Source organism: Streptomyces sp. NPDC059248 (assembly GCF_042753905.1).
Classification (GTDB): domain Bacteria; phylum Actinomycetota; class Actinomycetes; order Streptomycetales; family Streptomycetaceae; genus Streptomyces.
Window position 1 is genome coordinate 1 of sequence record NZ_JBHYZV010000062.1, and the last position, 17,318, is coordinate 17,318.

A 17,318-nucleotide genomic window follows, 5' to 3' on the forward strand; every position below is an offset into this window, starting at 1 on the left:
GGCCGGAGCCCGTACCGCCGCCGTCCGCGTACGACCGGTTACTCCGGTTACTCGACGGTGACGGACTTCGCCAGGTTGCGCGGCTTGTCGATGTCACGGCCCATGGCGAGGGCCGTGTGGTACGCGAAGAGCTGGAGCGGGATGCCCATCAGGATCGGGTCCAGCTCGTTCTCGTTCTTCGGTACGACGATCGTGTGGTCGGCCTTCTCCTGCTCCCGGTGGGCCACCGCCAGGATCCGGCCGCTGCGGGCCTTGATCTCCTCCAGGGCCGCCCGGTTCTTCTCCAGCAGATCGTCGTCGGGCACGATCGCGACGGTCGGCAGCGCGGGCTCGATCAGCGCCAGCGGGCCGTGCTTCAGCTCGGACGCCGGGTAGGCCTCGGCGTGGATGTAGGAGATCTCCTTGAGCTTCAGCGACGCCTCCAGCGCCACCGGATAGCCCCGGACGCGCCCGATGAACATCATCGACTGGGCGCCCGCGTACTCCTCGGCCAGCTTCTTGATGTCGTCCTCGGTGGCGAGGATCTCCGCGATCTGCTCCGGCAGCCTGCGCAGCCCCTCGATGATCCGCTTGCCCTCGGAGACCGAGAGGTCGCGGATCCGGCCGAGGTGCAGGGCGAGCAGCGCGAAGGCGACAACGGTGTTGGTGAAGCACTTGGTGGAGACGACACAGACCTCGGGGCCCGCGTGGACGTAGACACCGCCGTCGGCCTCCCGGGCGATGGCCGAGCCGACCACGTTCACCACCCCGAGGACCCGGGCGCCCTTGCGCTTCAGCTCCTGGACGGCGGCGAGGACGTCGTACGTCTCACCGGACTGCGACACCGCGATGTAGAGGGTGTCGGGGTCGACGACGGGGTTGCGGTAGCGGAACTCGGACGCGGGCTCGGCGTCGGCGGGGATCCGGGCCAGCGACTCGACGAGGCCGGCGCCGATCATGCCCGCGTGGTACGAGGTGCCGCAGCCGAGGATCTTGACCCGGCGGATGGAGCGGGCCTCGCGGGCGTCGAGGTTGAGGCCGCCCAGGTGCACGGTGGAGAACCGGTCGTCGATCCGGCCGCGCAGGACGCGGTCGACCGCGTCGGACTGCTCGGAGATCTCCTTGTGCATATAGGTGTCGTGGCCGCCCATGTCGTACGACTCGGCCTCCCACTCGACGGTGGTGGGCGTGGCGGTCGTGGTGGAGCCCTCGGTGGTGTACGTACGGAAGTCGTCGGCCTTGAGGGTGGCCATCTCGCCGTCGTCGAGGGTGACGATCTGACGGGTGTGGGCGACCAGGGCGGCGACGTCGGAGGCGACGAACATCTCCTTCTCGCCGATGCCGAGGACGACGGGGGAGCCGTTGCGGGCGACCACGATCCGGTCGTTGAAGTCGGCGTGCATCACGGCGATGCCGTAGGTGCCCTCGACCACCTTGAGCGCGTGGCGGACCTTCTCCTCCAGCGTCTCGGCCGCGGAGCGGGCGATCAGATGGGTGAGGACCTCGGTGTCGGTCTCCGAGGCGAAGACGACGCCCTCGGCCTCCAGCCGGGCGCGCAGATCGGACGCGTTGTCGATGATGCCGTTGTGGACGACGGCGACCTTCTCGTCGACCGAGAGGTGGGGGTGGGCGTTCTCGTCGCTCGGGGCGCCGTGGGTGGCCCAGCGGGTGTGGGCGATACCGGTGGTCCCGGCGAACCGCTTGGGGATCCGGGCCTCCAGATCGCGGACCCGGCCCTTCGCCTTGACCAGCTTGAGCCCGCCCGCCCGGGCGCCGGTGATCACGATGCCGGCGGAGTCGTACCCCCGGTACTCCAGCCGCTGGAGTCCCTCCAGCAGCAGCGGTGCCACATCACGCTTACCGATGTATCCGACAATTCCGCACATAAAAGTTCTTGCCCCTCCATAGGTGAGAGATCGGATGTCAGCCGTAGATCATGCGGCGCAGCTGCCGGAGCGAAAGATCCGGGGGCGCCACGGCGCGGTGCGGCAGTTCGGCCGCGATCCGCTCGAAGATCTCGGCGTTCGCCAGGCCGCCCGACTGCAGTTCGCGATGGCGGCGGCGGACGTAGATCTCTGTCTTCTCGTCGAAGTACGCCAGCACGTCGAGGACGACCCGGACCGCCTCGCCGCGCGGGAGCGCGGTGGTGCGGACGAGATGGTCTATGAGGTCGTCGTGCGCGTGCGCGGAGTGTGAGGGTGGCGACGCGGAGGATGACGGACGACCTGGCCGGCGGTGTTCGAGCACCCGTCGATACTGATGCGTAGCGCCGTCGAACGCAAGAATCCTGCCCGATTCCGGGCAGGACCTGGCCCGGGACGGTCTACAGCCGCTTCAGGACGGCCTGCTTGGCGGTGGTGAACTCCTCGTCCGTGAGCACGCCCGACCGGTGCAGCTCGCCCAGCTCCCGCAGCCGGCGCAGCAGCGTGTCGGGGTCGTCGGCCGGGGGCGCGGCCGGTCCCGGCTCGCCCCGGGTGAGGGCGGCCGGCTTCTCCTCGGCGTACGGATGCGGCAGCCGGGCCACTACGGCCGCCCCGACCACCGCCATCAGGGGGTCCTTGCGAAAGCCCCACAGCTCGACCGCGTGCGGGTCGTACTTGGCCGGGGCCGATGAGCGGATCCGGGCCACCGTGAAGCGCAGATGCCCGTTCTCCAGGGCGGCGGGCGGCAGCCAGTCGACGCTCTCGACATCGCCGATGGCGATGGTGCGCGGCCCGCCCGACGACTTGGCGTCCTCGGTCTTCCAGTTCCACGAGAGCCGGATCTGCTCGCCGTCGAACTCGACCGTGCCGTCGCCCGCCGTGGCGCTGATCGGCACCGCGGGGCCCGGCAGCAGATAGCGGTCCACCTGCTCGGGGCTGATCTGCTCGATCAGCAGCGCGTTGCGGACCGCGTCCACGAAGTACTCGGCGACCCCGGACCGGTCGTTCTCCACACTCAGCTGATACGGGTCGGAGCCGTCCTTGAGCCGTCCGCCGGCGAGCTGGAGCAGCGGGTCGGCGCCGCCGCGCAGCCGCAGCCGGAGCCGCCCGGACTTGCGCCCCGGTTCGTACGAGACCCCCGCGACGGCGTCCAGCGGTACGGTCACCTCGCCCAGGGCCTGTCGCAGCGGCCCCACGCCCTTGTCGGAGCCGGGCACGATACGCACCGTGTCCCCGTCGAAGCTCCAGGTCCCGTCCTTCTGGATGATTTCCGCCATGGGCCGATTCTTCCATCCGGCCGGGAGGGTGGAGCGGGTGGATTGTGTGATCATTTCGCCCGGCCAGGTCTAGACCTGAACTCGGCGGTGGGGAACGATGACGGATGGTCCGACGCCTGTTGAAGGGAATCATCCCGTGAGACTGTCCCGACCGACTCCCCGTTCGCAGCCCGGCCCCTTCCGGGCGCCCCGGCTGCCCCGACTGCGGCTGCTCGGCGCCCTGATCCTCGTCGCCGGAGCCGGTGTCGGCTGTTTCGCCAGCGACGGAGGCGGTGGTTCCGGGGGCAAGTCCGCTCGCCGGGCGCCCACCGCCGTACCGGCCCTGGGGAATGTGGTGCCCGCGCCGTCCGCCGTCCGCCCGGCGGGGAGTCCGTACGAGATCACCGCCGGTACCGCGATCCGCTTCGACGACCGGCCCGGGGTCAGGGCCGTCGGCGACTACCTCGCCGGGATCCTGCGGCCCTCCACCGGATTCGAGCTGCCCGTGAGCCCGGGATCCGGTGACGACGGCATCCGGCTGCGGCTGGCGCCGGGCGAGGCCGCCCTGGGCGACGAGGGCTATCGGCTGGAGTCGTCCCCGGCCGCCCTGACCCTGGTGGCCCGGGAGCCCGCCGGGCTCTTCCGCGGGGTGCAGACGATCCGTCAGCTGCTGCCGCACGCCGTGGAGAAGGACACCGCGGGCCCGGGGCCGTGGCGGGTGCCCGGCGGCACGATCACCGATACGCCCCGGTACGCCTACCGCGGGGTGATGCTCGACGTCGCCCGGCACTTCTTCACGGTCGACCAGGTCAAGCGGTATATCGACCAGGCCGCCCTGTACAAGATCAATAAGCTGCATCTCCATCTCACCGACGACCAGGGCTGGCGGATCGCGATCGACTCCTGGCCGAAGCTGACCACCGTCGGCGGGGCCACCGCGGTCGGCGGCGGCAAGGGCGGCTTCTACACCAAGGACCAGTACCGGGAGATCGTGGCGTACGCGACGAGCCGCCATATGGACGTGATCCCCGAGATCGACTTCCCGGGCCACACCGCCGCCGCCCTCGCCTCCTACCCGGAGCTGAACTGCAACGGCGTCGCCGGCCCCGTCTACACCGGGACCGATGTCGGCTTCAGCTCGCTGTGCGTCGGCAAACCGGTCACCTACGACTTTGTCGACGATGTGATCGGGGAGATCGCCGCGCTCACCCCCGGCGACTACATCCACATCGGCGGCGACGAGGCCGACAGCACCGAGGAGAAGGACTACCGGGTCTTCATGGACCGGGCCCGGGAGGCGGTGGCCCGGCACGGCAAGAAGCCGATCGCCTGGCACCAGATCGCGGGCGCCGAGGTCGACCGGGACGTGATCGCCCAGTACTGGGGTTACGGCGAGACCAAGAAGGAGGAGCGGGAGCAGGTCGCGGACGCGGTGAAGAAGGGCGCGCGGCTCATCCTCTCCCCGGCCGACCGGATCTATCTGGACATGCAGTACACGATCACCCATCCGCTCGGACTGAGCTGGGCGGGCCGGGTCGAGGTCGACCAGGCGTACGACTGGGATCCCGGTACCTACTTCGCGGACGAGGGCGTCCCGGAGGACGCGGTGATCGGTATCGAGGCCCCGCTGTGGACGGAGACCCTGAGCACCAGCGCCGAACTGGAGCAGATGGCGTTCCCGCGGCTGCTGGGCGCGGCCGAGAAGGGCTGGTCCCGCGGCGACATCGGCTGGGAGGAGTACGAGCCGAGGCTGGCGGCGCAGGCCGGCCGGCTGGCCGCGCTCGGGATCGCGTACCACCCCTCGCCCGCGGTGGACTGGACGAAGGGCACGAAGAGCACGAAGGGCTGACCGAGCCGGGTACGGCACCCCGACCGGGGCCGGTTCCGGGTACGGCTCCGTACCCGCGAACCGCCCCGGTCGGGCGGTCCCGGTCGGGCGGTCCCGGTCGGGCGGTCCCGGTCGGGCGGTCCCGGTCGGGCGGTCCCGGTCGGGCGGTCCCGCGGGCGTCAGTCGCGTCGGGGACGGTCCAGCAGGCCCTGTTCCAGGGCGATGACCACGGCGTGCGTACGGTCGCTGACGTCCAGCTTGGCGAAGACCCGCAGCAGATGGGTCTTGACCGTGGCCTCCGCGATCACCAGCCGCCGGCCGATGTCGGCGTTGGAGAGCCCGTCGGCCACCGCGCTCAGGACGTCCCGTTCCCGGGCGGTCAGCACCACCGGCGCCGGGCGGCGCATCCTGGCGACCAGCCGCTCCGCCACCCGGGGCGCCAGGACCGTCTCGCCGCGCGCCGCCGCGCGGACGGACGACACGAGCTGTTCGCGGGTGGTGTCCTTCAGCAGATAGCCGATGGCGCCCGCTTCGACGGCCCGTTCGATCTCCGTATCCGTGTCGTACGTGGTGAGGATGAGGACCCGGGTCGCGGCCGGTCCCGCGACGATCTCGGCGGTGGCCGCGACCCCGTCCATCACCGGCATCCGCAGATCGATCAGGGCCACGTCGGGGCGGAGGGCCTCGACGAGTTCGACGGCCTCCCGGCCGTCGCCGGCCTCGCCGACGATCGTGATGGACGGCTCGGGGGAGAGCAGGGCGATCACCCCGGCGCGCATCACCGTATGGTCGTCCACCACGATGATCCGGACCCGGTCGTCCGCTCCGGGGCCGGCCGCGCCGGACGCCGCCGCGGGAGGTGTCGGGGGCGTCGCGGTCATCTCAGGACCGTCCGTTCGTATGGATGGTGGCGAGGACACGGGTGCCGTCCCCGGGTGAACTGGTCACCGTGAGATCGCCGTCCAGCTCGGCGAGCCGGCCGCGCATACCGTGGAGGCCGAAGCCGCGGGAGTCCTCGACGACGAAGCCGCGGCCGTCGTCGGTGATCTCCAGCTCGATGGCGTCCCGGTCCTGGGTGAGGACCACGCCCACCGTGGTGGCGGCGGCGTGTTTGCGGACATTGGCCAGCGATTCCTGGACGCACCGCAGCAGCGCGATCCGGGTCCGCTGGTCGCAGTCGACGTCCGGCGGCAGCTCCGCGTCGACGGTCAGACCGGTGTCCTGGGCGAACCGGTCCAGGGTCCGGCGCAGGGTGACCGCGACCGAACCGGGGGTCAGTCCGCTCTCCGGGGCGGAGCCCACCAGCACCCGGGCCTCGGCGAAGTTCTCCCGGGCGGTCCGCTCGATGGAGACCAGCTGCCGCCCGGCGCGCTCCGGATCCGATCCGAGGGTCGAACGGGCCGCCTCCGCCAGCACGATGATGGAGGCGAAGCCCTGGGCGAGGGTGTCGTGGATCTCCCGCGCCATCCGCTCCCGCTCGTCCGCCGCGCCCTGCCGCCGGTGCGCCTCCGCCAGCCGCGCCCTGGCGTCCTCCAGTTCGGTGCCCAGCCGCCAGGCCCGGGCGTCGCCGTCCGCCACGAGCCGGTGGATCAGCAGACCGGTGAGGACGGAGACGGCGTAGCCGGCGACGGCGAAGACGATATTGCCGGTGACGTACTGGTCGTCGCGCAGGACGATACCGACGACGGTGGCCGCGGTGGCGGCCCCGCTGAGGACGACCGGGGCGCGGACGCCGGTGGCGAAGAACCAGAACTGCGGGAGCGAGACGATGAGCAGGGCCGCCCCGCCGCCCGGGAGACCTCCCATGGCCCCCAGGCCGAGGGCGAGCAGGGCCAGATAGGCCGGGGGCCGCAGCACGGGATTGTCGGGGAAGCGCACCACCGTGGCGTAGCAGAAGACGAAGACCGCCAGCAGGGCCGCCGCCGCCCACTTGGGCGATCCGGGGTCGTCGCTCATCCCGATGGCCGAGGGGAACAGGCCGAGCAGCGCCCAGGCCGCCGCGTACCAGGCGTGGAACGTCCGGAGGTTCAACCGTTCGGTGGGCCGCGGCCGTTCGTTCATCCGGTCAGCCTACTTTTTCCGGCTCGCGCTCCGCCGGTGTCCCGGCCGCCCGGACCCGGCGCATACCGCGGGAGGGCCACCAGTTCCACTCGCCGAGCAGCAGCATCAGCGACGGGAGGAGCAGGACGCGGATCACGAAGGCGTCCAGCAGGACGGCGACCGCGAGGACGAAGCCGGTCTGCTTCATCTCGATCAGATGCAGGGCGGCGAAGCTGCCGAAGACCGTCACCATCACCACGGCGGCGCTGGTCACCACCCCGGCCGAGCCGCCGATGCCGTCGAGGACCGCCCGCCGGGTCGGGACGCCGTCCATGGCGGCCTCCCGGATCCGGCTGATCACGAAGACCTGGTAGTCCATCGAGAGCCCGAAGAGGATGACGAAGAGGAAGAGCGGTACCCGGGAGCCGATGGAGCCGGTGGAGTCGAAGTCGAGGATTCCCTCTGCCCATTGGTGCTGGAAGACCAGGACCAGCAGCCCGAGGGAGGCGAAGGCGGAGAGCAGATTGAGGACGAGCCCGATCAGGCCGAGGACGACGGAGCGGAAGGCCCAGACGGTCATGGCGAAGGTGACCAGCAGCAGCGCCCCGATGATCAGCGGCAGTTTCCGCTTCTGGTGGGCGGGGTAGTCGGCGTAGCGCGCGACGTCTCCGGTGACGGCCACGTCGACGTCCGCGAGGGTGCCGACGGTGGCGGGCAGATGGCTGCCGCGCAGCCGTTTCAGGGACCGCTGGGCCTCGGGGTCGCTCACGAAGTGCGCGACCTTCATCTCCAGCAGGGTGATCCGGCCGTCGGGGGAGGTCCTCAGCTCGGGGCGGCCGGTGACGGCGGGGTCTTCGGCGGCGCGGTCCGCGAGGTCGCGCAGGGCGCCCCGGACCTCGTCGCCGCGAGCCGCGTCGGCCCGTACGACGACCTGGTGCATGGCTTTCAGCTCGGGGTAGGCGGCCGTGATCCGGTCGTAGGTCCGCATGGCGCCGATGGCGCGGGAGTGCGTCTCACGGCCCATGTCGGTGAGGTTGATGTTCAGGACGGGGAGGGCGAGGGCGACCAGGGCGAGGCCCGAGACGGCCAGGGTGATGGCGGGGTGCTTCGCGGTGGGGCGGAGTACGGCGGCGGTGAGCCGGCCGGGTCCGGTCCGCCGCCCGGCGCGCGGGGTCCGGCCCCCGGCGGCGGCGCGGGCCGCCTTGCGGCGTTCGGCGCGGTCGCCCAGTTTGACCAGCAGCGCGGGGAGTACGGTCAGCGAGCTGAGGACGGCCACCAGGGAGACCACGACGGCGCCGGTGGCGATGGAGGAGAAGATGACGTCGTCGGCGAGGTACAGGGTGGCGCTGGAGACGGCGACGGCGAGACCGGAGACCACCACGGCCCGGCCCGAGGTGGCGGCGGCCAGTTCGACGATCGCCCGGGAGCCGAGCCGGCCGTCGGCCTTCGCCCGCTCCTCGCGCTCCCGCTTGAGGTAGAAGAGGGTGTAGTCGACGCCGACGGCCAGGCCGATCATCAGGATGATGTTGGCGCCGACCCCGGCGTCGGGGAAGACGTGCGAGGCGAGCATCGACAGGCCGATCGCGGCGGCGATCGAGGAGAACGCCAGCAGCAGCGGTACGACGGCCATGACCACGGAGCCGAAGACGACCAGCAGGGTGATCAGGGTGACGGGCAGGGCGATGATCTCGGTACGGGCCAGGTCGTCGCCGCGCAGCCGGTCGACGCCCTTGCCGATGGACGGACCCCCGACCTGCTCCACCCACAGCCCCGGATAGGCGTCCTGGACGGCGGCGGTCCGGGCGAGCAGCGGGTCGACGTGCTTCTTGCCGTCGAGTTCGGCGCCCTTCATAGTGATGTCCACCCGGAGGGCTGAGCCGTCGGCGGAGGGGACCGGGCCCGCCACGGAGGCCACTTCGGGGAGCGCGCGCATCCGGTCGGCGATAGCGCGGGCGGCGGCGCCGGCCTGTGCCGGGTCCGGCTTTCCGGTGCCGGGGCGGGCATGGATGAGGACGCGCTCGACGGGCTTCTGTTGGAGGCCGCCCTCGGCTGCCATGGCCTCGGCCCGGCCGGCCTCGCCGATCCGGTAGTCCGCGCTCGTCGCCGGGTTGCCCCCGATCGCGATGCCCGCTCCCAGGCAGAGGACGACGAAGACGAGCCAGCCGGTGATGGCCCGCCAGGGGTTGCGGGCGCTCCACCGGGCCATCCGAACAGTGGGGTTTCTCATGGGAATCATGCTGCTCGGAGCGGTGCGGGCGGTGACAGGCTCTACCGGTTGAACCTCGGGTCCACCGGCCGGTGGACCCCGGCATGGCCCGCCGCCCGCCGCTCACCACCCGCCGCCCGGCGCCCCGTGCCCCGCCCCGCGACCCCTGGCCGGGGCCCGCCGGGAAACGAAAGAGGCGGGCATCCCCCGAGGGACCGTGTTCCGGGGATGCCCGCCCCGTCGAGGGGCCGCCGTCAGACGACGGTGTCGGCCAGGGGGTTGCGGAGCGTGCCGACGAGCTGGAGCGCCGCGGACGGGTCCGCCAGATCGACCATCTGCCGGTTGTTCCGCAGCTGGAGCCGGTTGAGGCAGGAGAGCGCGAACTCGGGCGCGAAGAGGTCGTACTCGGTGAACTTGTCCGCCAGTTCGGGGACGGACGCCTGGTACTCCCGTACACAGTCGGCCACCGCGGTCCAGAACGCCCGCTCCTCCAGCCGCCCCTCGGCGACCAGCGCCGCCGACAGGAAGCGGAAGAAGCAGTCGAATACGTCGGTGAAGACCGAGAGCAGCTTCATCTCCTCGGGCACCTCGGCCCGTACCCGTTCCACGGCGGGCGGGAGGACCGCGTCGGGGTCCATCACCACGATCTCCTCGGCGATGTCCTTGAAGATCGCCCGGCGGACCGTGCCGTCCTCGCCCAGGACGAGGATCACATTCTCGCCGTGCGGCATATAGGCCAGGTCGTAGGCGTAGAAGCTGTGCAGTACGGGGGTGAGATAGGCCCGCAGATAGCCGCGCAGCCACTCGGCGGGCGGCAGCCCCGACTCGTCGATCAGGGCCCCCGCGAAGGAGGCGCCGTCGTGGTCGGTGTGGGCCAGGGACGCCATCGTCGCCAGCCGTTCGCCCGGTCCGAGCGACGGGACCGGGCTCTCCCGCCACAGGGCCGCCAGCATCTTGCGGTAGGGCGAGTGGCGGTCGGTGGCCCGCTCGTACTGCCGGTGGCGGTAGCCGATGGCGGCGTGTTCGCGGATGATCGAGAAGCCGGTGTCCTGGAGGATCGGGTCCCGCTCGATCAGCCCGGCGAGCCAGTCGTTGATCGCCGGGGTGGCCTCCATATACGCGGCGGACAGACCGCGCATAAAGCCCATATTCAGGACGGACAGCGATGTCTTCACATAGTGCTTGTGCGGGGCGCTGGTGTTGAAGAAGGTCCGGATGGACTGCTGGGCGAGATAGTCGTCGTCGCCGGGACCCAGACAGACCAGCCGCCGCCCGGCGATCTCGGAGGCGAAGGTGACGGAGAGCTTGTTCCACCACTGCCACGGGTGGACGGGCAGCAGATAGTAGTCGTCCGGGTCGAGACCGAGCCCGGTGAGCCGCCCGGCGAACCGGGTCAGGGTCTCCTCGCCCAGTTCGTCCCGGACGAGGGTGTCGTAGTCGAGGTCGGCGGAGGCCGTGAAGGTGGCGTGGTCGCGGTGGGCGGCCAGCCAGATCAGCCGGATCGGGCTCGCCGCCTCGGGCGCGTACGACAGATACTCGTGCACCCCGAAGCCGAGCCGTCCGTTGTTGGCGACGAAGCAGGGGTGGCCCTCGGTCATCCCGGTCTCGATCGCCTGGAAACCGGCCCCGGCCAGCTCGGCGGAGGTGACGGGCTTCCGGGTCAGCTTGTACGCCGTCCCCGCGAGGGTGGAGGCGATCTCCTCCAGATACACCGGCAGTACGGTGTCGCTCAGGCCCAGGGCCCCGCGCAGTTCGGTGCAGAGGTCCACGGCGTCCGGGGGCAGCTCCGTCCCCCGGTGGCGGCGGACGATCGACTCCTCGGCGATGTCCCAGTGGTCGAGCGCCCTGACCTCGGCGGTGAAGCGGTACTCGGTGGCTCCGTCGTCGCTCAGGACCCGGTAGCCGCCGTCGCCCAGGGGTTCGGGGACCAGCAGCCGCTCATGGGTGAACTCGGCGAGCGCCTTGCGGACGAGGAGCCGGTTGGCCCGCTCCCACAGCTCGGGCGTCAGATGGGCGACGGCTTCGGCTGCGGTCATCGTCCCACCGCCGGGCGGTCGGCCATGGCGGCGCTGCGCTCGAAGGCGTCCCGGGTGCAGAAGCTGAGGAACGCCTCCTTCTCGGGGGTCCGGATCCGCTCCGCTATCGAGAAGCCGGCATAGGCGTTGAGGGCGTGGACGGCCGTATTGCGGATATCCGGCTCGACCACGACCCGCTCGGTCGCGGGGTCGGCGAACAGGGTCCGCAGTACGGCGGTGATCACGGCCCGGGTGAAGCCGTGGACCGGGGTGTCGGTGGGGGCGACCAGGAAGTGCATCCCGACGTCGCCGGGCCCGGCGTCGTACAGACCGACGAGTTCGACCTCCGCCGGGTCGTAGCTCTCCATCAGGAAGACCGGCTCACCGGCCGCGGAGTGGCCGATGAAGGCGTGGTGGTGCGGGTGTTCCGTGATCTCCGTATACGCCCGTGCGACGTCCTCGGGCCCGAAGTCCGGCATCTGCCAGAAAGCGGACTTGGGGTGGGTCACCCAGCGGTGCACCAGCGGGATGTCGGTGAGCGGGTCGAGCGGTCGTACGGTGAAGCCCAGCGGGTCGGGGGCGGTCATACGGAGAACTCCTGGAACGCGATGGACTTTTCCACGGCGTAGTACTCGCGACCGAGCAGCTCGCCGATGATGTAGGCATTGCGGTACGCGCCCATGCCCAGGTCGGGGGAGGTGATGGAGTGGGTGTGCACCGCCGAGTTCTGGAGGAAGATCTCACGGCCCGCGGTGTCGACGGAGTAGTTGCGGGCCACGTCGAACCGGCCCCGGCCGTCCCAGCGGATACGGTCGCGCAGGGGTTCGAGGAAGCCGGGGACCACGTACTGGTAGCCGGTGGCCAGGATCAGGCCCTCGGTGCGCAGCTCGTACTCCTTGCCCTGCTCCTCCTGGCGGAGGGAGAGGCCGTACGTACCGGACTCCTCGTCGTACGAGGCGCCGTCGAGCCGGGAGTTGGTGAGCAGCCGGGTGGGGACCGGGCCCTTGAGGTTCTTCTGGTAGAGCAGATCGAAGATCGCGTCGATCAGATCGCCGTCGATCCCCTTGAACAGACCCTTCTGCCGCGACTCCAGCCGGTAGCGGGTGTCCTCCGGCAGGGCGTGGAAGTAGTCGATGTACTCGGGGGACGTCATCTCCAGCGTCAGCTTGGTGTACTCCAGCGGGAAGAACCGCGGGGAGCGGGTGACCCAGTTGAGCCGGTAGCCGTGGACGTCGATCTCGGAGAGCAGGTCGTAGTAGATCTCGGCCGCGCTCTGGCCGCTGCCGACGAGGGTGATCGACTCCTTGGCCTGGAGCGCCTCCTTGTTCGGCAGATACGCCGAGTTGTGCAGGAGGTCGCCGCCGAGGTCGCGGCAGCATTCGGGGACGTACGGCGGGGTGCCGGTGCCCAGCACGATCCGGCGGGCGCGCAGGACGTCGCCGTCGGCCGTCGTGAGCCGGTACAGCTCGCCGTCGTGCTCGATCCTGGTCACGGTGGTGTTGAAGCGGACATTGCTCAGCCGGGCGGCGACCCAGCGGCAGTAGTCGTTGTACTCGGTCCGCAGCGGGTAGAAGTTCTCCCGGATGTAGAACGGGTAGAGCCGTCCCACCTGCTTCAGATAGTTGAGGAACGAGTAGGGGGAGGTCGGATCGGCGAGGGTGACCAGGTCCGACATGAAGGGGGTCTGGAGGTGGGAGCCCTCCAGGAACATCCCCGAGTGCCACTCGAAGTCGGGCTTGGAGTCGAGGAAGAGACCGGTCAGCTCCTCGATCGGCTCGGTGAGCGCGGCCAGACCCAGATTGAAGGGGCCGAGTCCGACCCCGATGAAGTCGTACGGTTCGGCGGGCTCGGGCGACGCGGCCGGCCGGGCCGACCCGGGCGGGGTCTCAAGAGGCGTGGACAAGGTTCTCTCCCAGGTACTGCTCGGCGTGGCCGGCGATGAGGTCGAGGACGGCGGCGATGTCGTCGGTCGTCGTCTCGGGGTTGAGCAGGGTGAACTTCAGGTACTGGCGGCCGTCGACCTTGGTCCCGGCGACGACGGCCTCGCCGGAGGCGAAGAGCGCCTTGCGGGCGTAGAGATTGGCCCGGTCGATCATGGCGGGTCCGGCGACGCCCGACGGGAGCCAGCGGAAGACCAGGGTGGAGAGCCGGGGCTCGACGACCACGTCGTAGCGGGGGTCGGCGGCGAGCAGGGCGTGGCCCGCCGCGGCCAGGTCGCAGACCTCGTCGAAGAGGGTGCCGATACCGTCGGCGCCCATCACGCGCAGCGTCATCCACAGCTTGAGGGCGTCGAAGCGCCGGGTGGTCTGGAGCGACTTGTCGACCTGGTTGGGGATCCGCTCCTCCACGGTACGGCGCGGGTTGAGGTACTCCGCGTGGTACGTGGCGTGCCGCAGGGTCGCGCCGTCCCGCACCAGCAGGGCGGAGGAGCTGACCGGCTGGAAGAACGACTTGTGGTAGTCGACGGTGACGGAGTCGGCGTACTCGATGCCGTCGAGGAGATGACGGCGGGTGGGGGAGGCGAGCAGTCCGCAGCCGTACGCCGCGTCGACGTGCATCCAGGCGCCGTACCGCTCGGCGAGTTCGGCGATCTCCGGCAGCGGGTCGATGGAGCCGAAGTCGGTGGTGCCGGCCGTGGCGACGACCGCCATGGGCACCAGTCCCTCGGCGACGCACCGGTCCAGCTCGGCGGCGAGGGCGAGGGTGCGCATCCGGCGGTCGCGGCCGGTGGGCAGGGCGACGACGGAGTCCCGGCCGAGGCCGAGGAGTTTGGCCGACTTCTGGACGCTGAAGTGGCTGCACTCGGAGGTGAAGATCCGGAGCTTGCCCGGGTCGGCGCACTTGGCCTCCTCGCGGGCGAGCAGCAGCGCCTGGAGATTGGACTGGGTGCCGCCGCTGGTGAACACGCCGTCGCCGGCGGAGCCGAAGCCTATGCGCGCGGCCGTCCAGTCGATCAGCCTGCGCTCGATCAGGGTGCCGCCGGCGCTCTGGTCCCAGGTGTCGAGGGACGAGTTGACGGCGGAGAGCACCGCTTCGCCGAGTACGGCGGGGATCACCACCGGGCAGTTGAGGTGGCCCAGGTAGCGGGGGTGGTGGAAGTAGACGGCGTCCCGCAGATAGACCCGCTCCAGCTCGTCGAGGGCGGCGGAGGTGTCGCCCAGCGGCTGGTCGAGGTCGATTCCGGCGATCACCGGCGCGAGGTCGTCGGCGGTGACGCCGGTGAACGGCTGCCGGGTCGTGGCGAGTCGGTTCGCCACCCGCTCGACTCCTTCGGTCACGGAGCGCCGGTAGCTCTCCGCCGTTGCGTCATTGAGCAGGTGCGAGCGCATGCAATGTCCTCCCGGATACGGGGACTTGAATCGCTCTCAGGACAGGTGGGGGTGCGAGAGCGACCTGGGGAAGGTTAGCCTAACCTAACCATTCCTGGGAATCGGGCCCCGGCATTCGGATGGCCGCCCTCGTATGGCGTTGTTCACACAGCGGTTACCGGACGCCATGTCCCGGCGGTGCGCGCGGGGTTGACGGGGTGTCCGCCCGGGGGGCCGGGCGGAGGCGTCGGCGCGCGACGCGGTGTGAAACGGCGGGGTGGGCGGGTGCGGCCGGGCAGCGGACCGGAGCCCCGGGAGGCGGATCCGTGAACGGCCGGGGGGATATCTGCCCGGCCGGCGGCGGTCATGATCCTGTGTGCCGGCGGTTGGCCGGAATGTGGCCGGATATCTACCGCTGGAGGCCGGTTGTCGATCCGGCGCCCGGTGGCCCGGGAGCGCTCACCGGATCGCGGCGGGGGTGGAGTGCGCTCCCGGCGCACTCCACGGCATCGGAATACGCCCCGACGCCCCTCCGTATCGCGGCATCGGATGACGCCCGGATGCGCCTGGTATCGCCGTCAGCTCTCGCCGATCTCCGCGAGCGCCGGGTCGTCCCGCAGACCGTCCTCGCTCACCCCGCGCCGCCAGTAGCCGACGAAGGTGACCCGGCGGCGGTCGATACCGCGCTCGTTCACCAGATGGCGCCGGAGCGCCTTGACGCCGCCGGACTCCCCGGCGATCCAGGCGTACGGGATCCCCTCGGGCAGCTCCGCGGCGGCCACGGCCTCGACGGCGGACGGCGCGCCCTCGTCCCGTACCAGCCAGACGATCTCGGCGTCGGCGTCGGTCTTCAGCTCGATCCGGTCCGCGGCGTGGGGGACTTCCAGCCAGACCCGGGTCCGCATACCCGCGGGCAGCCATTCGAGGATCGCCGCGACGGCGGGCAGGGCCGTCTCGTCGCCCCAGATCAGGGTCCACTCGGTGTCGGCGGGCGGTCGGCAGCGTACGGAGGTGTTCGCCGCGACCGCCGGGCCCAGCACCATCGCCCGCCGGCCCGGCGCGGCGGCCAGGGCCCAGCGGCAGGCGGGGCCGCCGTCCTCGTGGACGGCGAAGTCGATATCGAACTCCCGCGCACCGGTGGCGGTCTCCCGCTGCTCCCGGACGGTGAACGAGCGCATCACGGCCCGGACGTCCTCGGGGAGCGCCCGCCAGGCGGCGAAGACCGCGCTGCCGTCACCGGCGTCGACCGGGACGACGGGCGCGTCCTGGCCGGGGTGCGGCAGGAAGAGCGACAGCGACTGGTCCCGGCCCCCGGAGTCGAATCCGGCCAGCGCGCCGTCCCCCGGGAAGCCCCGGAAGGTCACCCGCACCATCGACGGCGTCAGCCGCAGGGCCCGCTCGACCCGCAGGTCGAAGAACCGGAAGGGAACGGCGTCGGGGGCGGTAGCCATGCGCTGACCTCTTCTTCGTGCTGCCCGGACAATCGGAGGTCAGGTTAGCCTAACCTTCCCTCCTGTGCGAAGGTGACCGGTCGGCCCGGGGCTTCAGGGACCCTCAGCGCCCCTGAACACCTTGGCCTGCCCGCACCCGCGAACGGTGCGGTCAGCCCGTGAAGCCCAGCTCGCGGGCGATCAGCATGCGCTGCACCTCGCTCGTCCCTTCGCCGATCTCCAGGATCTTGGAATCGCGCCACATCCGGGCCACCGGGTACTCGTTCATAAAGCCGTAGCCGCCGTGGATCTGGGTGGCCTCCCGGGCGTTGTCGACCGCGACCGTCGAGGAGTAGAGCTTCGCCAGGGCGGCCTCCTTCTTGAACGGCTCGCCCGTCACCAGCCGGGACGCCGCGTCCCGCCAGCCGACCCGGGCCATATGCGCCCGCATCTCCATATCCGCGATCTTGAACTGGATGGCCTGGTTGGCGCCGATGGGCCGCCCGAAGGCATGCCGCTCCTTGGCGTACTTCACCGACTCGTCGACACAGCCCTGGGCCAGTCCGGTCGCCAGCGCCGAGATCGCGATCCGGCCCTCGTCGAGGATGCGGAGGAACTGGGCGTACCCCCGGCCCTCGTCGCCCAGCAGATTCGCCAGCGGCACCCGGACTTCGTCGAAGGACAGCTCACGGGTGTCCGAGGCGTTCCAGCCCACTTTGGAGTAGGCGGGGGCGACCGTGAAACCGGGTGTCCCGGAGGGGACGACGATCGAGGAGATCAGTGGCCTGCCGTCATCGGTCCTGCCGGTGACCGCGGTGACGGTGACCAGCGCCGTGATATCCGTACCGGCGTTGGTGATGAAGCACTTGGAGCCGTTGATCACCCAGGAGTCGCCGTCGCGGACCGCCGTGGTGCGGGTGCCGCCCGCGTCGGAGCCGCCCTCCGGCTCGGTGAGGCCGAAGGCGCCGAGCGACTCGCCCGAGCAGAGCCGGGGCAGCCATTCGCGGCGCTGCTCCTCCGTACCGAAGCGGTAGACCGGCATCGCGCCGAGGGAGACCGCCGCCTCCAGGGTGATCGCCACCGAGGAGTCGACCCGGGCCAGCTCCTCCAGGACGATGCCGAGGGCGAGGTAGTCGCCGCCCATCCCGCCGTACTCCTCGGGGAACGGCAGCCCGAACAGACCCATCCGGCCCATCTCGCGGACGATCTCGTACGGGAACTCGTGCCGCTCGTACAGGTCGCCGATCTTCGGCGCGATCACCTCGTGGGCGAACTCCTCGACCGTGCGGCGGAGTTCCTCGTGCTCGGGGGTGAGCCGGTGGTCGAGAGACATG

The 17,318-nt window shown here is 71.0% G+C and carries 13 protein-coding genes; 1 reads left to right on the plus strand and 12 read right to left on the minus strand.

Features of this window, described 5'->3' with window-relative positions:
• Positions 1 to 47: 47 nt before the first annotated feature.
• The 3 genes from glmS to ACFXG1_RS24175 form a co-directional block, all read right to left on the minus strand.
• Positions 48 to 1,865: a glutamine--fructose-6-phosphate transaminase (isomerizing) gene (gene glmS / locus ACFXG1_RS24165; protein WP_384713840.1), complete on the minus strand. Its 1,818-nt coding sequence runs from the start codon at positions 1,863 to 1,865 to the stop codon at positions 48 to 50.
• A 37-nt stretch (positions 1,866 to 1,902) separates the two neighbouring features.
• Positions 1,903 to 2,145, minus strand: coding sequence for a hypothetical protein (locus ACFXG1_RS24170; RefSeq protein ID WP_384713843.1), 243 nt, complete (start codon positions 2,143 to 2,145; stop codon positions 1,903 to 1,905).
• Positions 2,146 to 2,302: 157 nt separating this feature from the next.
• Positions 2,303 to 3,178 carry a DUF4429 domain-containing protein gene (locus ACFXG1_RS24175; protein WP_384744505.1) on the minus strand — a complete coding sequence of 292 codons (876 nt, stop codon included), beginning with the start codon at positions 3,176 to 3,178 and terminating at the stop codon, positions 2,303 to 2,305.
• Positions 3,179 to 3,314: 136 nt separating this feature from the next.
• Between ACFXG1_RS24175 and ACFXG1_RS24180 the strand changes: the two genes are divergently transcribed.
• Positions 3,315 to 5,006, plus strand: coding sequence for a beta-N-acetylhexosaminidase (locus tag ACFXG1_RS24180; protein WP_384713834.1), 1,692 nt, complete (start codon positions 3,315 to 3,317; stop codon positions 5,004 to 5,006).
• A 158-nt stretch (positions 5,007 to 5,164) separates the two neighbouring features.
• On the opposite strand, the gene ACFXG1_RS24185 is transcribed toward ACFXG1_RS24180, so the two are convergent.
• The 9 genes from ACFXG1_RS24185 to ACFXG1_RS24225 all read right to left on the minus strand — a co-directional run bounded on the left by ACFXG1_RS24185 (position 5,165) and on the right by ACFXG1_RS24225 (position 17,317).
• A complete protein-coding gene (locus tag ACFXG1_RS24185) occupies positions 5,165 to 5,866 on the minus strand; it encodes a response regulator (RefSeq protein WP_384713831.1) in 702 nt (233 codons plus the stop codon).
• 1 nt (position 5,867) lies between these two features.
• A complete protein-coding gene (locus ACFXG1_RS24190; protein ID WP_384713828.1) occupies positions 5,868 to 7,046 on the minus strand; it encodes a sensor histidine kinase in 1,179 nt (392 codons plus the stop codon).
• 4 nt (positions 7,047 to 7,050) lie between these two features.
• On the minus strand, positions 7,051 to 9,252 hold the full coding sequence (locus ACFXG1_RS24195; RefSeq protein WP_384713825.1) for an MMPL family transporter: 2,202 nt from the start codon (positions 9,250 to 9,252) through the stop codon (positions 7,051 to 7,053).
• Positions 9,253 to 9,485: 233 nt separating this feature from the next.
• Positions 9,486 to 11,267 (minus strand): IucA/IucC family protein, encoded by a 1,782-nt coding sequence (locus ACFXG1_RS24200; protein WP_384713464.1) that lies wholly within the window; start codon positions 11,265 to 11,267, stop codon positions 9,486 to 9,488.
• A complete protein-coding gene (locus tag ACFXG1_RS24205; protein ID WP_384713467.1) occupies positions 11,264 to 11,833 on the minus strand; it encodes a GNAT family N-acetyltransferase in 570 nt (189 codons plus the stop codon). The genes ACFXG1_RS24200 and ACFXG1_RS24205 overlap by 4 nt, the downstream gene beginning before the upstream one ends.
• Positions 11,830 to 13,149 (minus strand): lysine N(6)-hydroxylase/L-ornithine N(5)-oxygenase family protein, encoded by a 1,320-nt coding sequence (locus ACFXG1_RS24210; protein WP_384713470.1) that lies wholly within the window; start codon positions 13,147 to 13,149, stop codon positions 11,830 to 11,832. Before ACFXG1_RS24210 ends, ACFXG1_RS24205 begins: the two co-directional genes overlap by 4 nt.
• Positions 13,133 to 14,575 (minus strand): pyridoxal phosphate-dependent decarboxylase family protein, encoded by a 1,443-nt coding sequence (locus ACFXG1_RS24215; protein ID WP_384713472.1) that lies wholly within the window; start codon positions 14,573 to 14,575, stop codon positions 13,133 to 13,135. Before ACFXG1_RS24215 ends, ACFXG1_RS24210 begins: the two co-directional genes overlap by 17 nt.
• Positions 14,576 to 15,132: 557 nt before the next feature.
• A complete protein-coding gene (locus ACFXG1_RS24220) occupies positions 15,133 to 16,005 on the minus strand; it encodes a siderophore-interacting protein (RefSeq protein WP_384713475.1) in 873 nt (290 codons plus the stop codon).
• Positions 16,006 to 16,156: 151 nt separating this feature from the next.
• Positions 16,157 to 17,317 (minus strand): acyl-CoA dehydrogenase family protein, encoded by a 1,161-nt coding sequence (locus tag ACFXG1_RS24225; RefSeq protein ID WP_384713477.1) that lies wholly within the window; start codon positions 17,315 to 17,317, stop codon positions 16,157 to 16,159.
• Between the last annotated feature and the right edge of the window lies 1 nt (position 17,318).